The sequence below is a fragment of the Sinomonas flava genome, from assembly GCF_039531875.1.
Lineage (GTDB): Bacteria > Actinomycetota > Actinomycetes > Actinomycetales > Micrococcaceae > Sinomonas > Sinomonas flava.
Map to the genome: position 1 here is coordinate 90,531 of NZ_BAAAQW010000011.1, position 15,699 is coordinate 106,229.

Sequence of the window (15,699 nt, forward strand, 5' to 3'; positions counted from 1 at the left end):
CGACATCACCGCCCGCGCGAGGTCCTGGTGTCCTACCGGGGCAGGAAGCGCCCGCCGCGCGTCCGGGTCCGGGTCCGCCTCGAACGACGTCCGGGGCACGCCGTCCAGGCTCAGCTCCGCAGTCGGCTTCTGCCCCGGAAGCGGGGCGACCTGCCGGACCCTCACCGCGTGCCCGCCGGGCTTGCCGAACTACGGGCGGCCCTGCACCCAACGGGTGCGGGTCGGAAGTCGGGTCGGGGAACATTTTGCCCCTCGTCCCCCGTTGATTGAAGTATCAACTAAAATCTGGTGAGAGGGAACGGCATGACTACCTATCCAGTCCTCGAAGGCAAGACCGTCATCGTCACGGGCGCGGCGATGGGCATGGGCGAGGCGACCGCCCGCCTGTTCGCCGAGGCGAAGGCCAACGTTGTGCTCGCCGACTTCAACGAGGAGAAAGGCCAGGCCGTCACCGACGACATCGTGGCCCAGGGCGGCTCTGCCGCGTTCGTGAAGGTCGACATCTCGAAGTCGGACCAGGTCAAGGCCATGGTCGACTTCGCCGTTGCCACCTACGGCCGGCTCGACGGCGCCGTTAACAACGCGGCCCTGACCCCGGACAACGGCTACTCCGCCGAGTTCGACGAGGCCTACTGGGACCGCCTGATGTCCGTGGACCTCAAGGGAACGGCCCTGTCGATGAAGTACGAGCTCCAGCAGCTCCTCGAGCAGGGCGACGGCGGCTCGATCGTCAACATCTCCTCCGTTTCGGGCTTCCGTCCGCAGCCGGGCAACATCGCCTACGTCTCCGCCAAGCACGGCGTGGTGGGGATGACCAAGACCGCGGCGATGGAGTACGGCTCCAAGGGCATCCGCGTGAACTCCGTCGCCCCGGGGGCCATCGACACTCCGATGCTGCGCGGGGCGCTCGAGGAGTTCGGGCTGGACGAGGCCTCCTACGCCCCGCAGCTGTCCCTCCTGGAGCGGTTCGGCCAGCCCACCGAGATCGCCCAGGCCTCGCTGTGGCTGATCTCCGACCTGTCCTCGTTCGTCACCGGCACCACCCTGCACGTCGACGCCGGGTACGTCGAAGGCCGCTGAGCCGACGGAACCAAGCACATCGCAGTGGCGGGCCCGCACCGGAAGGCGCGGGCCCGCCACCACGCGTTGACGAGCGGGGTGAAGCAGGCCACCAGGAAGAGTGCGGACAAATTGGCCCTCCTTCGCCCATGATGGGCCTTCTTCTGCCAGGTGCCACCCGTAGGACCCATGAGCGCTCTGGGCCGCGAGTAGGCGCATGTCGTCACCGCCGCGCACGAAGGGGCTCCTTGGCCGAGCCCTTCAGGAAGCCGGCACCGGGGTCGAGGTCCGTGATCTGCTAGGCTCGATGCGGCCTCTGGCCATCACGGCATCGATGACACGACACGCGGGGCACCTGAGAGTACCTTCTGACACGGCACGGTCGATCGCCTCCACACCGCCGACTGTCAGGAGACCCTATGCCGTCCTCTCCAATGTCCCGTCAGAATGTCAGGGACCGAGCAGGCGGAATGATCGCGGTCGCTGCGGCCGCTGCGTTCCTCGCCACCTTCAATGAGACGTTCCTCAACGTAGCCTTCACTCCGATCATGCAGGACTTCGGCGTCGACGTGAGCACGGTGCAGTGGCTGACCACCGGTTACCTGCTCGTCGCAGCCGTGTTCGTGCCTGTCGCGAACGTTCTGTACCACCGGTTCCCCACCAGGCCGCTGTTCGTCGCCGTCGTAGCGATCATGGTTCTCGGATCGGTGGTGGGGGCCATGGCTCCCACCTTCGGCCTCCTGCTCCTGGCACGTTTGCTGCAGGCCATCGGAACCGGCCTGCTCACACCCATCGGCATGAACATCACCCTCGCTGTGTCACCACGCGAGAAGCTCGGACTCAACATGGGCATTATGGCTGCGATGACCACGCTCGGCCCGTCGCTGGCCATCGTTCTGTCCGGCGCCATTCTGACCGTCGCCCCCTGGACCACCCTGATGTGGGTGTTCGGCGCGCTCACCTGTGCTGTGCTACTCGCCGGCGCAGTCATCCTGCGGAACGTCGCCGAGCTCGGCCGCCCGGTTATCGACGTGCTCTCACTTCTCCTCGTTTCAGTTGGCCTGGGTTGCGTCCTCTACGGCATGACCGTCGCCTTCAGCAGATCTGCGCTTTCCGCCGGCATTTCCGGCCTCGTCGGCCTGATCGCAATGTCGCTGTTCGTCATCCGCCAGCGCCGCATCGAAAATCCGCTGCTTGACCTACGGCCGTTCTCCAGCGCACCTTTTGTGTTAGGTGTGCTGATGACGATGCTCGGCCTGGTTTTCGTGTTCGCCATGAACGTCGTCATCCCGCTGTTCCTCCAGGGCGCACTCGACCTGCCCCCGCTGGGTGCTTCGCTGACCCTCGCACCCGGGATTCTGCTGACCGTGGGGATGGGGCCGATCGCCGGGCGCCTGTTCGACCGCCACGGCGGCCACTGGTCGATCCCACTCGGATTCCTCGTTATGGCGGTCTTCGTGACGCTCGTCGGAGTCGCGGCCGGCCACTCATCGATCTGGATCTTCGGGCTCCTCTATGTCCCGGCAGCGCTGGCCACGGCACTTGTCGTCGGACCGTCACAGACGTTCGCGCTGGCAAACCTCGACCGCGAGACCAGCCCGCACGGCGTCACGGTGGTCTCCACCAGCTTCCAGATCGCCGGCTGCGTGGGCACCTCTCTCGCGACCGGCATCTTCGGTGCCATGGTCGCGGCGAATGCCGGTGCCGGTCGCAGCGAAGGCGATTCACTGCTTGCCGGCTTCCACGGTGCCGTCGCACTGGTGGTTGCCACCTCGTTCCTCGGCATTCTCCTCGCGTTCCTGGCCTACCGCTTGGTGCGGTCCCGCCACGCGGCAGAAGGCGTTCAGGGGCCGGCCCATACCGTCCAGTCGATCATGCAGTCCGACGTCTACGCCCTGTCCTCGAACCAGAACGTGCTCGAGGCCCTTCAGACCTTTGCTGAGCGCGGTATCTCGGGTGCACCGGTCCTGAACGCGGACGGGACACTGGCAGGCTTCCTGTCCGACGGCGACATCCTGCGCTACTTGTCGGCAACCCATGCGACCGCGACGTCGATCTACTCCTACGCTATCGGCGCAGAGGACGACCTGGAACAGGCAATGTCCGACATGGCTGACCTGAACGTCATGCGGCTCGCAACGCACGACACCGTCACTCTCGACGCGCGCGCATCGATCGAGGACGCTGTCGCTGCGCTGTCCGTCCGATGCGCGGCTCAAGAAGGTTCCGGTGGTCAACGGGAAGGATTCCCGCCCCGTCGGTATCGTGAGCCGGTCCGCGATCAACCGTCTGGCCATCGCCACGTACCTGCGTTCCCGTGAGACTGCCATGAAGGCTGAAGGCAGCAAAACCGGATAAATCCTGGAAAGCAGAAGCAGGCCAGACCCGTCGGAGGTCTAGCCTGCCTCTTACCTCGGGTCACTGCGTGGGTAGCGTCCGGCAGAGTGGTGTACGGCTCCCGGTGAGCGTGTCGTCGCAGACGAGGACGGTCACCGCGTGATCCTTCGAGAAAGCTCTCTACTTCCGTCTCGAAAGGACTGCCGCGATGACCGTCGCACCCAACAGTATCGATCCTGCCCGCTTCCTCGAAGAACACCTGGCCCAGGCGTCCCCGGACCTGCTGCGGGAGATGATGACGACGTTCGTCAACGCCCTGCTCTCGGCCGACGCCGACGCGGTCTGCGGGGCCTCCTACGGCGCCGCGAGCCCCGAGCGGGTGAACCGGCGCAACGGCTACCGGCACCGGGACTTCGACACCCGCACGGGCACGATCGACGTCGCGATCCCGAAGCTGCGCCAGGGCTCGTACTTCCCGGACTGGCTGCTCGAGCGGCGCCGCCGCGCCGAGGCCGCCCTGACCACCGTGGTGGCGAACTGCTACCTCCTGGGCGTTTCCACTCGCCGGATGGAAAAGCTCGTGCAGACCCTCGGGATCACCGGGCTGTCCAAGTCCCAGGTCTCGGAGATGGCGAAGGATCTGGACGCCCAGGTCGAGGCATTCCGCACCCGGCCCCTCGACGGTGGCCCGTACACGTTCGTCGCCGCGGACGCGCTGACGATGAAGGTCCGCGAGGGCGGGCGCGTGGTCAAGATCGCGGTCCTGGTCGCGACCGGGGTCAATGCCGAGGGCTACCGCGAGATCCTGGGCCTGCAGGTCACCTCCGCCGAGGACGGGGCCGGCTGGCTGGGCTTCTTCCGCGACCTCGTCGCCCGCGGCCTCACGGGGGTCAAGCTCGTCACCAGCGACGCCCACGCCGGCCTGGTCGCCGCCACCGGGGCCACCCTGCCCGGCGCAAGCTGGCAGCGGTGCCGAACCCACTACGCCGCGAACCTGATGTCGGTGACCCCGAAGAGCTCCTGGCCGTGGGTGAAGACCCTGCTCGGCACGGTCTTCGACCAGCCCGACGCAGAATCCGTCCACGCCCAGTTCGACCGCGTCCTGGAGGCCCTCGAGCACAAGCTGCCGAGGTCCTTCGCCCACCTCGAGGCCGCCCGCGAGGAGATCCTGGCCTTCACCGCGTTCCCGAAGTCCATCTGGCGCCAGCTCTGGTCGAATAACCCCAACGAGCGGCTCAACCGGGAGATCCGCCGTCGCACCGACGTCGTGGGGATCTTCCCCGACCGGGGCTCGGTCACCCGCCTCGTCGGCGCCGTCCTGGCCGAGCAGCACGACGAATGGGCCGAGCAGCGCCGCTACCTCGGACTCGACGCCCTCGCCGCCGCCCGCCGCGTCGGCGAAAACCAGCACCGAGGAGGCGACCGAGCCCGACCTCCACGCCCTCACCGCATAACCCCGACCCCGAAGGACCACAGGATCAGATACACCACTCAAAAGGACTTGACCCAGGGCTTCCCAGGCAATGTCGCCGGCCTCATCAATATCCGAGGTCCCGGTGCCCTCAGGGAACACCGCATACAGCTCATAGCTGAGGAGCCGTTCACGAGTTAGCGCGGGTGTGCGCTGACTGAGCTCGAAGACCGCCACCTCCGCTCGGCCGGACTCGACCCATTCGCCAGCCTGCTGGGAGTCGCTGGCCTCTGCTATGGCGATCTGCACACCGGGATACTGCCGCGTGAAGTGGCGGACGAGCTCTGCCGTGGGGTACGTGATCAATGACGACGGAGCCACAATGTCGACCCGGCCACTGCGAACCTCGACAAGATTCTCAAGGGACTCACGCGCGTCTTTGAGGGCTCTGAGTGCGCGTGAGGCTGGCGCCAGGAGCTGCCTTCCCGCCTCCGTGAGCTCAAGGCCCGTGGGCAGGCGGTGGAACAACGCAACCCTCAGCTCTCGCTCAAGCGCCTTGATCGACTGCGACAACGACGGCTGGGCGATACGGAGCAACTTTGCCGCTCGGGTGAAGTTGCCCGTCTCCGCCACAGTGAGGAAGTGCTCGAGCTTACGAGGATCCATGCCTGGTAACGATAGCCCCGTCTAGGGGCCCGCAAATTTCTGGCATCAGGCGGCACCACGGTCACGTCGGCACCTCTCTCTGCAGTTTCGAAGTCGGCCTGTACGAGGGACCCATATTTGTTGGCGCCCTATCAGCAAACACCCGATTGCTGATGCGCGCAGCAATCTCCCGAGCACCTCTCGGGTTTGCTTCCAGACTTGAGTAGCTGATGGCTTCTCCATAACCCGTCCGGGTTGGTGGGTACGTGAGAAGCGGGGGCGGTACGTAACACGCCAGAAGCCGAGGCTGCTCGTGCAGGCTTGCAGTTCACCGATTTGGGAAGCGCCGCTGAACCGAAGGTGCCCGAGCTGGGGCTTCTGGCCCCCCGATGCGGCCACGGGCCCTGGCCGGGGCGAAGCCGCCACGGGTCCGCTCCGACGTCACTCGCCGATGGTTCGGCGGCGGCTGGGCATCCTCTCAATCGCTGCTCATCCGGGCCACGGCCTCCCTCCCGGGCGGGTTGAGTCCCTCGAAGTCCGAGGGCGTCACTCGGCTGGCAGGCTGCTGTCGTCGAGATCGCTGGGCAGGACTCCGCCGACAACGACGGAGCGGTGGAGCGAGCGCCCGTCCGGGTCGAGCAGTACGCCCATCCGCTTGGCGATACGGAGCATCACGAGGCTCTCGATGAGCTCGATGCCTGGAATCTTCTCCTGCAGTGCCAGTTCGGCGTTCATGACCTCCGCGACTGACCGGAGCCACATCGTGACGATGAAGTTGGCCTGTCCGGTGACCGAGGCGGCCAGCCGGACCGAGCGGAGCGAGCGGACCGCCACCGCGGCGGCGGCGTGCTTTCCGGGCGGGACTTTGGCGTACCACGTGCAGGTGACGGGGAAGCCGACCAGGCCGTGGGCGACGTCGCACCTGAAGGACATCAGGCCCGAGCCGAGCACGCGTGCGAGCTGGCGCTGGACGGTCGAGGCGTTCCGGTCGAGGATCTTGGCCATCTGCGCAGCTGTGGCCCGCCCGTCCCGCATGAGCAGCGGCAGCAGGTCCTGGCACGCTTCGGGGAGCGGTCCGGGGGCGGGCCGGGGGGCGGGAAGCGCGGCGAACGCCGCTGCCTTGGCCGGGTCGAGGGCAGACAGGCGCCACGAGTGCCCCGCGAGGTGCAGGCGGCTGCCCAGGGAGGTCTGGGTGCGTTCGACCCCAGGCACCCGGAGGATCGCCGGGCCGGTAGTGCGGGCGTAGTCGGTCACGGTGGGCGTGAACACGGTCAGCAGGAGGTCGTGGTGTCCGGCCGGAAGCTCGACGGACTGCACTTCGGGGATCTCGCAGAGGGCGTCGGCGACCTCGCCCACGCGGCCCGGCTCGCAGTCCACGTCGACGAACGCGAGGTTCATGGCGGTGGGGTCGCCGATGCTGTACCCGGTGATCCACGCGACGCCGCTGCGCCGGATCCGCTCCCACCGCACAGCGAGCGTCGCCGGCCGCACGCCGAGGATGCGGCCGGCGTCCTGCCACGTCGCGCGGGGCGCGATCTGGAGGGCATTGATGAGCTCGAGGTCGGCCTCCGTGAGGACGTGCTCCAGATCACTAGATGCATGATCACTACCAATACCGGCATCCGTTTGCATGATAATGACGAGTTTACGCTCAGAGGCCACCGCTGCCTGACACTTGAAGGCGACCAGCAGACAATAGCCACCCCACAGAAAGGCAGCCGTGACGCTTCTCCAGGATGCCCGCGACCTCCAGGGCGAGATCGCCGCCCTCCGGCACGACCTCCACCGCGAGCCGGAGATCGGCCTCGACCTGCCCCGCACCCAGGAGAGGGTCCTCGCCGCGCTCGACGGCCTCGGCTTCGAGGTCACGACCGGCACCGAGACGACCTCCGTCACCGCGGTCCTCCGCGGAGGGGCGCTCCCCCGCGAGGCGACGCGGCCCGTCGTGCTGCTGCGCGCCGACATGGACGGCCTCCCCGTCCAGGAGCGCTCGGGCGTGGACTACACCTCGCGGATCGACGGCGCGATGCACGCCTGCGGCCACGACCTGCACACCGCGATGCTCGTGGGCGCCGCGACCCTCCTGGCCGACCGCCGGCACACCCTCGCCGGCGACGTGGTCCTCATGTTCCAGCCCGGCGAGGAGGGCTTCGACGGGGCCGCGCACATGGTCCGCGAGGGCGTCCTCGACGCCGCCGGGCGCCGGGCCGACGCCGCCTACGCCCTCCATGTCTTCTCGTCGCTGGCCCCGCACGGCCAGTTCGTGACCCGTCCCGGCGTGATGATGAGCGCCTCGGACGGCCTCTTCGTCACCGTCCACGGCGCCGGAGGCCACGGGTCCGCGCCGCACCTGGCCAAGGACCCCGTGACCGTCGCCGCGGAGATGGTCCTCGCCCTGCAGACCATGCTCACGCGCCAGTTCGACATGTTCGACCCGACCGTCATCACGGTGGGCAGGCTCGCGGCCGGCGCCAAGCGCAACGTCATCCCCGACACCGCGGAGTTCGACGCGACGATCCGCACGTTCTCGGACGCGCACCGGGCGCGCATGCAGCAGGCCGTCCCCCGGCTGCTGGAGGGCATCGCCTACGCGCACGGGCTCGAGGCCGAGGTCCGCTACGAGGCCGAATACCCGCTCACCGTCACCGACCTGGCGGAGACCGACTTCGCCGAGGGCTCCATCGCGGAACTGTTCGACGGCCGCCACGCCCGTCTCGCCCAGCCGCTGAGCGGGTCGGAGGACTTCTCGCGCATCCTCGCGGAGGTCCCCGGAAGCTTCATCGGCCTCAGCGCCGTCCCGCCCGGGACGGATCCGGCGACCACCGCGTTCAACCACTCCCCGTTCGCGACCTTCGACGACAGCGTGCTCGCCGACGGCGCCGCGCTCTACGCCCACCTCGCGCTCACCCGCTCGGCCGAACTCGCCCCACGCCTGTGAACCCCGTCCCCGACCCCACGCCCCCGACCCCACCGACGCCCCCGGAGAACACCATGACCACCGCCACCCCCCCCTCGACCACCGCGAAAGGCGCCCCGTCGACGCGGCGCACCCTCATCGGCACCGGCATCGGCAACGCCGTCGAATGGTACGACTGGGCCATCTACGCGACCTTCGCCCCGTACTTCGCGGCCCAGCTCTTCAGCAACACCGACCCGACCTCGGCGATCCTGAGCACGCTGGCGATCTTCGCCGTCGGCTTCGTGGCCCGCCCGTTCGGCGGCTTCATCTTCGGCTGGATCGGCGACCGGATCGGCCGCAAGTCCTCCATGACGCTCGCGGTCGGCCTCGCAGCCCTGGGCAGCCTGCTGATCGGCATCTCCCCGACCTTCGGCGCCGTGGGCGCCTGGGCGTCCCTACTGCTGCTCGTGGCCCGCCTCATCCAGGGCCTGGCGCACGGCGGCGAGCTGCCCTCGTCGCAGACATACCTCTCCGAGATGGCCCCCCGCGAGAAGCGTGGCCTGTGGTCCACGCTCATCTACACCTCCGGGACCGTCGGCATCCTCGGCGGGACGCTGCTCGGCGCGGTCCTCTCGGGAGTCCTGAGCAAGGCGGACATGGCCGCGTGGGGCTGGCGCATCCCGTTCCTCATCGGTGCCGCCTTCGGCCTGTACGCGCTCATCATGCGCGCCCGCCTCAAGGAGACCGACGCATTCGAGCACGAGACCGTCCAGGAGCGCCACGAGCCGATGTGGCCGCAGATCGTGCGCCACCGCAGGCAGGCACTCCAGGTCATCGGGCTGACCGTCGGCCTCACCGTCTCCTACTACATCTGGGGCGTCGTCGCCCCCACCTACGCCTCCACCACCCTCGGCATGGACCGCGGCGAGGCCCTCTGGGCATCCAGCATCGCCCTCGTCGTCTTCATCGCCGTCCTACCCCTGTGGGGCAGGGCAGCAGACCGGTTCGGCCGCAAGCCCATCATGTGGGCCTCCGCACTCGGCGCCGCCGCCATGCACTACCCCATGATCTGGCTGCTCAGGGACTCGCCCTGGCAGCTCACCGTCTCGATGTCCGTCATGCTGTTCTTCATCGCCGGCTCGGCCGCGATCGTCCCCGCCGTGTACGCCGAGCTCTTCCCGACCAAGATCCGCACCGTCGGAGTCGGCGTGCCCTACTCGATCTGCGTTGCAGTCTTCGGCGGCACCGCGCCCTACCTCCAGCAGTGGCTCACGGGGATCGGCTCCGCCGGCCTGTTCAACCTCTACTCAGTCGCCCTGCTCGTCGTCAGCGCCGTCGTCGTGCTCTCCGTCCCCGAGACCAAGGGCAAGGACCTCAGCCACTGAGACCCGGCACCCACCCCCACCCCGCACTCCGTCGCCCCCGGCCGTTTCCCGCCGGGAACGCGGGGTGGGGCCCGGGCGCAGGCAGGCGTCCTGCGCGTCCATCCCAGCGAGGGAACCGGCGCCGCAGGCAGAGACGGTTCGCCTGCCTTCAGTCCCGTACTGACCGAGGCCCGCTGCGAGGGGACAGCCCGGACAGGAACCGCGGGCGGGATGCCCATCGCCTCCCGCTCGGCCCGATGCGCGCCCAGCCCGGGCCTGCCATTCCCCTAGCCTGTCACCATGGAACTGCGCTGGCTCGCCTCGTTCGTTGCGGTCGCCCATGAGCTCAACTACAGCCGGGCCGCCGAGTCGCTCCACCTGAGCCAGCCTGCGGTGAGCCAGCACATCCGCCAGCTCGAGGCCAGCGTGCGGGTCAAGCTGGTGGAGCGGAGCACCCGCGCCGTGGCCCTGACCCGGGCAGGACTGGCGTTCCTGCCCCTCGCCCAGGATGTCCTCGCCCGGACAGACCAGGCAGTGCGCGCCGCACGGAACTCGGAGCGCAACGACCACGGGATCGCGCGCATCGGGTTCGCCTGGGGCATGGACGCCCCGGCCGTCGCGGACATCTCCCGGCTCGTCCGCCGCCGGCATCCCGGGATCGAGCTGCGCTTCACGGCCCACCTCGGCAGCGCCCAGGTGATGGACCTGCTCACAACCGACGCGCTCGACATCGGCTTCACCGCAGGCCAGCGCACAGTGCACGGGCTCCGCGCGCGGGTCGTCGCCGACGACGCACTGGGCATCGCCGTCGCCACAGACCACCCGCTCACCGCGGCCCCGTCCGTGGAGCTCGCCTCGCTCGCGGACGAGCCGTTCGTGCTCGTCGTGTTGCTCCGTCGTCGTTGATCACGTACCCCACGGCGGAGCTCGTCCGCCACTTCACGCAGCAGTACCCCGGTGTGCAGATTGCCATAGCAGAGGCCAGCGACTCCCAGCAGGCTGGGGAATGGGTCGAGTCCGGCCGAGCGGAGGTGGCGGTCTTCGAGCTCAGTCAGCGCACACCCGCGCTAACTCGTGAACGGCTCCTTAGCTATGAGCTGTATGCGGTGTTCCCTGAGGGCAACGGGACCTCGGATATTGATGAGGCCGGCGACATTGCCTGGGAAGCCCTGACTGGACGACCCCTGATTGCCGGCTCTCCACGGCGAGGCGGACACAGCGGTCTGGTCCTGCTGTAGGAGGCTGGCCCCAGATGGCTGCCGGTCAGGGCACTTCAGGGGCGGCCGGGTCAAGCTGTGCGCCCGACGTCAAGGACCATGCGCTAGGACCGCGGCGAAGCTGCAGGGAACTTGGGATGCTCATCGCATGTGCTTGACGAGATCTGGCCGGTGGGTCGCCGCGGCAGCGACCCTGGGCGGGGTTCGATGGGCTGTGTCTCCTCACGGTCAGACTCGGGGCTGCTTCGAGAGGTGCCGGTAGATGGTCGGACGAGTCACGCCGAACTCGGCCGCGATCTGCTCCACCGTGTAGGCCCGCTTGCCGTCGGGGCCGGTCTCCTCGTACATCTGGCGGGCCAGGCGTACCTGACGGGGACCGAGTTTGGGCTTCTGGCCGCCGGTACGGCCGCGGGCCCTGGCAGCGGCGAGACCATCGCGGGTCCTTTCGGACATCAGGGCGTGCTCGAACTCTGCGATCGCCCCGAGGATGTGGAAGAACATCTTCCCCACCGGAGTCGAGGTGTCGATCCCCTGATCCAGAACCACAAGGTCGACGCCCCTGGCCTGCAGCTGCTTCGAGAGCTCGATCAGATTCTCCAACGACCGACCGAGCCGGTCCAGCTTCGTCACCACCAGCTGGTCCCCTGCCCGATTCGCGCACAGCAGCGCCTTCTCCAGCCCGGGACGGGAGGCGAGCTTTCCGGAGGCCGAGTCCACGAAGACCTGGTCGCAGCCGGTCGCGGCAAGGGCATCCCGCTGGGCATCGACGTGCTGGTCCCTCGTTGACACTCTCCCGTACCCAACACGCATACCAGGAACGTATCAGAAACCGGGGCATGCAGAACATAGGCGCGTACGTGGCAAGCATTACAAATCAGGGATCACATTTCCGCGGCGATACTGTCAGTTCTCGAAGTTGTCTGCACAAGTCGTCGAAGTCGTCTGCACAGGGCATTGGTCCGATCTCGTGTGAGTTCGCCCGATCGGGACAATCGGCGCGCACATCAGCCGCGCAAGGCGCCTCGCGGCCTTGGATCTCTTGCATTTATCGCCGGAAAGAGCTGACCTCCGACCGCTTCAGTCCTGGCCACGGAAGTGCAACGTGACATGGCCGGCTGATCGGCCTGAATGTTTCGGCGCGGTCTCGCTTCGTCGGCCTTTCGAGGAGTTCCCCGTCCGAGCTGAGATGCCTTGGGTGTGGCCGAAGCCCGGATCCGCTGTGGACGACGACGTGCGGTGGCAGGCTCTGGCGGCGCAGCGCGGGCTGTGCAGTTTGGGGTGCCAGGCAGTCGTTGTCTGGCGGAGCCGACCGGCGCTTGCTACGACGGGTATCAGAACCCAGGGGGGACAAGCATTCCGCGCAGCGCCGTCCGTGCTCCCAGAGCCCGGGGGCCCGCAGGCCTTGGCGGCGCGCCCTAAGCATCCTGAAGTTTCGGAAGGAAACTTTGAGGTTCTATCAAGGTTTCTGGTAGGTTCTGCTCAGATTGATGTGATTGGGAGCGCATCTCGGTTGTTTTATTGGGGGTTTCTGTGGGTCTGTCTTCTGTCCGCCGAGGACGGGGGACTGTCCGAATAGCGGTGGGAACGGCATGGCGTGCATCTAGTTGATTCGGCCTTCGAAGGCGATCGCGAAGGCGTTCAGTGCCGGCTTCCAGCGTGTGGCCCAGCGTGCCCTGCCCGGCCCGGTCGGGTCAAGGGAGCGGGTGACGAGGTACAGGCACTTCAGCGCGGCGGCATCGTCGGGGAAGTGCCCGCGGGCGCGGACCGCACGCCGGTAGCGGGCGTTGAGGGACTCGATCGCGTTGGTCGAGCAGACCACGCGGCGGATCTCCACGTCCCAGTCCAGGAACGGCGCGAACTCGGCCCACGCGCTGCGCCAGAGCCTGCTGATCGCCGGGTACGGGTCGCCCCACTTCGCGTCGAACTCCGCGAACCGCTCCCGGGCCGCGGCCTCAGTCGGGGCCGTGTAGACGGGCTTGAGGTCCTTGCCCATCTCCTCCCAGTAGTGCCTGGAGGCGAACCGGAAGGTGTTGCGGATCAGGTGGATGACGCATGTCTGGACCATGGCGAGCTCCCAGACCGCGGTGATCGCATCCGGCAGGCCCTCGAGCCCGTCGCAGACGGCGATGCACACGTCCTCGACTCCCCGGTTCTTGATCTCGGTCAGGACGCCCAGCCAGAACTTCGCGCCCTCCCCGCCGTCCCCGTCCCCGGCCCAGATCCCCAGGATGTCCCGTTCGCCGTTCACGGTCACGCCCAGGACGACGTAGAAGGGCTTGTTGCGCACCTGCCCATCGCGGACCTTGAGGTGGATCGCGTCTATGAAGAGCACCGGGTAGACGCGGGCGAGCGGCCGGTTGGCCCACTCTGCCAGCTCCCCGGAGACCCTCTCCGTGATCCGGGAGATGGTGTCCTTGGAGACGTTGGCGCCGTAGACCTCCTCGAAGTGGGCCGCGATCTCCCCGGTCGTCAGGCCGCGGGCGCTCAGCGAGAGGACGACCTCGTCGATCCCGTCCAGGCGGCGCTTTCGTTTCCTGACGATCTGCGGCTCGAACGTGCCCTCCCGGTCCCGCGGCACCTCGATCTCCACCGGCCCGATCTCGGTCAGCACGGTCCTGGACCTCGTCCCGTTCCGGACGTTGGGCCCCTCGGCGGCCCCGTGCCGCTCGTGCCCGAGGTGCTCGGTCATCTCCGCTTCGAGCGCTGTCTCCAGCACGGTCTTCGTCAGCCCGGCCAGCAGGCCGCCCGGGCCCACCAACCCCACGCCCTGCTCGCGTGCCTGCGCCAGCAGCTGCTCCGCGAGCTGCCTCTCATCGATGATCTCTCCCGTCACGGGATCGATCATCTCGACGGCGTCGGTCATAGCCCTTCCTTTCGGTCAGGCCACGCCGTTCCCACCGTTAATCGGACACTCCCTCTCAGTAAACGTTCCTTTGATGGGGAAAGCGCTACCGTGTCCGAGGAGTGGATTGACGAGAGCCTCGTACTCGCGCAGTTCGAGCTCGACGAGCATGAAGAGTGGATGCGCGAACTGCTTGCACGCGTCCCGCTCAACTAGTGTCTGAGAGCGGGTGGCGAGGCAGTAGGCCGCGTCGTCGTGGTGGCCGGCGGTGATGTAGTGGCCGGGGCTGGCGGGCCCGGCGGTGTAGGCGGCGGGGTGCTCGAGGACGGCCCAGGGCTGCCCGTGCTCGGCGGCCTCGGTGACGGTGTCGAAGCACTAGCCGGTGCCGGCCTCGATGGGGTCGGGGACGGCGGTGTACTCGTCCACCCACCAGCGGGGGCGGTCTGGGTCGTCGTGTCGGTCTCGCTCACTGTGCTGTCCCTTCGTCGGGGGCCTGTGCGGGGCTCTGGTCGCGGTGTCCGGGGCGGTGGGTGACGCTCACGGGCGCGAACCGGAGGCTGGCGCCGAGCTCGTCGACGTCGAGCTCGGCGCTGGTACGCCTCTGGCCGTCCTTGGCCTGGTAGGTGCGCTCGGTGAGGGTTCCGGTGGCGATGACGCGGGTCCCCTTGGCCAGGGACTTTGCGGCGTTCACGCCGGCGTCGCGCCAGAGGGTGCAGCGGACGAATACGGTCTCCCCGTCCTTCCACGCCCCTGTCTGCCGGTCGTAGATGCGCGGAGTGGTGGCGATGGTGAAGTTCGCGACGGGGGTCCCCGGCCGGGGCGCAGCGGTGAGGTTGCCAGCGACGGACCCGGCCCGCGCCGGCGCCGCCCGGGCAGCGCGGCGCCGGCGTCGTCCAAGGAGCGCACTGCAGCAGTCCCCGTGCCCGGCGTGCGGCGGGACCGCCCGGGGATGGGCGCAGGGCGCAGCGCGGCGTAGAGTGATGGGGGGCGACCGGCAAGCGTGCCTCTGGCTCCACCGCAGCTGACTGCGCCGGCGGGCGCGGGCAGCCTATAGAACGGTCAGCTCATCCTTGGACTCCCCAGCCTCATCCCACCGTCCGGGTGCCCCGCGCGCCGGGGCTGCCCAAGCCGGTCCCTGACCACCAGGATGGCCTTCCGAGTGGCGCCGCCCGGGGCGGCGGGCCCTGGGCCGGGCACGGGGAGGCGGGGACGGAGATGAGCAGCAACTATATCCGGGGCGCCTCGGTCACGGCCCTGGAGTCGCAGGCCGAGATCGGGGCCATGCTCGCAGGGTCGGGCGCTACCGGCTTCCGCTGCACCTGGGAGCACGGCAGAGCCGCGATCGCCTTCATCCACGGCGCCTGCCGCTATCGGATGGTCCTGGACCTGCCGCGCGCGGCGGAGTTCGCCCTGCACCGGCACCCCACGGGCCCGAAGACGGCCCAGGAGAGCGGCCGGCAGCGCTGGCGTGCGCTCTCGGCACTGGTCCGGGCCAAGCTGGAGGCGGTGGACGCCGGCATCGTGGCCTTCGATGACGAGTTCCTCGCCTACACCCTCGAGCACGGCGCAGGCAGGGCGGACGGCGTCCAGCCGCTGCACTCCGGCGGGAAGGACGGGGCATGAACGAGCTCGAGGCCTCGCTGGTCATCAGGGCAGGGGCGGACCAGCTCAAGGCCGCCTCGGCTGACCCCCGCTCGGCCGAGGGGTACACCGCGGTGAAGGCGAACCTCTCCGCCGCCCTGGACGACATCGCCGAGGCCCTTGCGAACTTCGAGTCCGGGGCCCCGCAGCCCAACCGCTCCACCGGCTGGGCCCAGGACCTGCATCGGGTGGCGGACGACCTTGCCGAGCACTAGCAGCCTGGGCCCGGCCGCCGGCCGCGCCGGCCACCCAACCCCCGCCGACCGGGGCCAGGACGCAGCGGA

Annotated in this window: 12 protein-coding genes and 2 pseudogenes; 9 read left to right on the top strand and 5 right to left on the bottom strand. The window is 68.6% G+C overall.

Translation table 11 applies throughout. The features are described from left to right. Positions 1–303: 303 nt before the first annotated feature. The 3 genes and pseudogenes from ABD298_RS16225 (at position 304) to ABD298_RS16235 (ending at position 4,850) form a co-directional block, all read left to right on the top strand. A complete protein-coding gene (locus ABD298_RS16225) occupies positions 304–1,080 on the top strand; it encodes an SDR family NAD(P)-dependent oxidoreductase (protein WP_344300828.1) in 777 nt (258 codons plus the stop codon). 449 nt (positions 1,081–1,529) lie between these two features. Then, positions 1,530–3,380, top strand: a complete 1,851-nt coding sequence (locus ABD298_RS16230) for an MFS transporter (RefSeq protein WP_344300829.1) — start codon at positions 1,530–1,532, stop codon at positions 3,378–3,380. Between the two features lie 224 nt (positions 3,381–3,604). Beyond that, positions 3,605–4,850: pseudogene (locus ABD298_RS16235) on the top strand (IS256 family transposase). Between the two features lie 164 nt (positions 4,851–5,014). Here ABD298_RS16235 and ABD298_RS18715 read toward each other — a convergent pair. Next, a pseudogene (locus ABD298_RS18715) lies at positions 5,015–5,473 on the bottom strand (LysR family transcriptional regulator); the annotation flags it as partial. Between the two features lie 525 nt (positions 5,474–5,998). After that, positions 5,999–7,084 (bottom strand): Lrp/AsnC family transcriptional regulator, encoded by a 1,086-nt coding sequence (locus tag ABD298_RS16240; RefSeq protein WP_344300830.1) that lies wholly within the window; start codon positions 7,082–7,084, stop codon positions 5,999–6,001. Positions 7,085–7,172: 88 nt separating this feature from the next. On the opposite strand from ABD298_RS16240, the gene ABD298_RS16245 reads away from it, so the two are divergent. The 4 genes from ABD298_RS16245 (at position 7,173) to ABD298_RS18720 (ending at position 10,953) form a co-directional block, all read left to right on the top strand. After that, complete coding sequence (locus ABD298_RS16245; RefSeq protein ID WP_208710818.1) at positions 7,173–8,390, top strand: M20 metallopeptidase family protein; 1,218 nt, start codon at positions 7,173–7,175, stop codon at positions 8,388–8,390. A gap of 53 nt (positions 8,391–8,443) precedes the next feature. Next, positions 8,444–9,736 (top strand): MFS transporter, encoded by a 1,293-nt coding sequence (locus tag ABD298_RS16250; protein WP_344300832.1) that lies wholly within the window; start codon positions 8,444–8,446, stop codon positions 9,734–9,736. Positions 9,737–10,015: 279 nt separating this feature from the next. Then, positions 10,016–10,621, top strand: a complete 606-nt coding sequence (locus tag ABD298_RS16255; protein ID WP_344300833.1) for a LysR family transcriptional regulator — start codon at positions 10,016–10,018, stop codon at positions 10,619–10,621. Further along, positions 10,618–10,953 (top strand): LysR family transcriptional regulator substrate-binding protein, encoded by a 336-nt coding sequence (locus ABD298_RS18720; RefSeq protein WP_425564464.1) that lies wholly within the window; start codon positions 10,618–10,620, stop codon positions 10,951–10,953. Before ABD298_RS16255 ends, ABD298_RS18720 begins: the two co-directional genes overlap by 4 nt. A gap of 207 nt (positions 10,954–11,160) precedes the next feature. Here the strand turns inward: ABD298_RS18720 and ABD298_RS16260 are convergent, their stop codons facing one another. The 3 genes from ABD298_RS16260 to ssb form a co-directional block, all read right to left on the bottom strand. Further along, a complete protein-coding gene (locus ABD298_RS16260) occupies positions 11,161–11,742 on the bottom strand; it encodes a recombinase family protein (RefSeq protein WP_344300834.1) in 582 nt (193 codons plus the stop codon). Between the two features lie 790 nt (positions 11,743–12,532). After that, the gene (locus tag ABD298_RS16265) at positions 12,533–13,777 is read right to left on the bottom strand and encodes an IS256 family transposase (protein ID WP_344300857.1); all 1,245 of its coding nucleotides are present in this window, start codon (positions 13,775–13,777) and stop codon (positions 12,533–12,535) included. A gap of 463 nt (positions 13,778–14,240) precedes the next feature. Beyond that, positions 14,241–14,795 (bottom strand): single-stranded DNA-binding protein, encoded by a 555-nt coding sequence (ssb, locus tag ABD298_RS16270; RefSeq protein ID WP_344300859.1) that lies wholly within the window; start codon positions 14,793–14,795, stop codon positions 14,241–14,243. A gap of 194 nt (positions 14,796–14,989) precedes the next feature. Between ssb and ABD298_RS16275 the strand changes: the two genes are divergently transcribed. Together ABD298_RS16275 and ABD298_RS16280 are read left to right on the top strand one after the other, a co-directional pair. Continuing rightward, complete coding sequence (locus ABD298_RS16275) at positions 14,990–15,397, top strand: hypothetical protein (protein WP_344300835.1); 408 nt, start codon at positions 14,990–14,992, stop codon at positions 15,395–15,397. Further along, positions 15,394–15,630: a hypothetical protein gene (locus ABD298_RS16280; protein WP_344300836.1), complete on the top strand. Its 237-nt coding sequence runs from the start codon at positions 15,394–15,396 to the stop codon at positions 15,628–15,630. The genes ABD298_RS16275 and ABD298_RS16280 overlap by 4 nt, the downstream gene beginning before the upstream one ends. Positions 15,631–15,699 lie beyond the last annotated feature (69 nt).

Excerpts from the sequence above, each read along its gene's own strand:
- ABD298_RS16280 (WP_344300836.1), top strand. The coding sequence starts at position 15,394 with ATGAACGAGCTCGAGGCCTCGCTGGTCATCAGGGCAGGGGCGGACCAG.
- ABD298_RS16250 (WP_344300832.1), top strand. The coding sequence starts at position 8,444 with ATGACCACCGCCACCCCCCCCTCGACCACCGCGAAAGGCGCCCCGTCG.
- ABD298_RS16230 (WP_344300829.1), top strand. The coding sequence starts at position 1,530 with ATGATCGCGGTCGCTGCGGCCGCTGCGTTCCTCGCCACCTTCAATGAG.
- ABD298_RS16225 (WP_344300828.1), top strand. The coding sequence starts at position 304 with ATGACTACCTATCCAGTCCTCGAAGGCAAGACCGTCATCGTCACGGGC.
- ABD298_RS16255 (WP_344300833.1), top strand. The coding sequence starts at position 10,016 with ATGGAACTGCGCTGGCTCGCCTCGTTCGTTGCGGTCGCCCATGAGCTC.
- ABD298_RS16265 (WP_344300857.1), bottom strand. The coding sequence starts at position 13,777 with ATGATCGATCCCGTGACGGGAGAGATCATCGATGAGAGGCAGCTCGCG.
- ABD298_RS16240 (WP_344300830.1), bottom strand. The coding sequence starts at position 7,084 with ATGCAAACGGATGCCGGTATTGGTAGTGATCATGCATCTAGTGATCTG.
- ABD298_RS16260 (WP_344300834.1), bottom strand. The coding sequence starts at position 11,742 with ATGCGTGTTGGGTACGGGAGAGTGTCAACGAGGGACCAGCACGTCGAT.
- ABD298_RS16275 (WP_344300835.1), top strand. The coding sequence starts at position 14,990 with ATGAGCAGCAACTATATCCGGGGCGCCTCGGTCACGGCCCTGGAGTCG.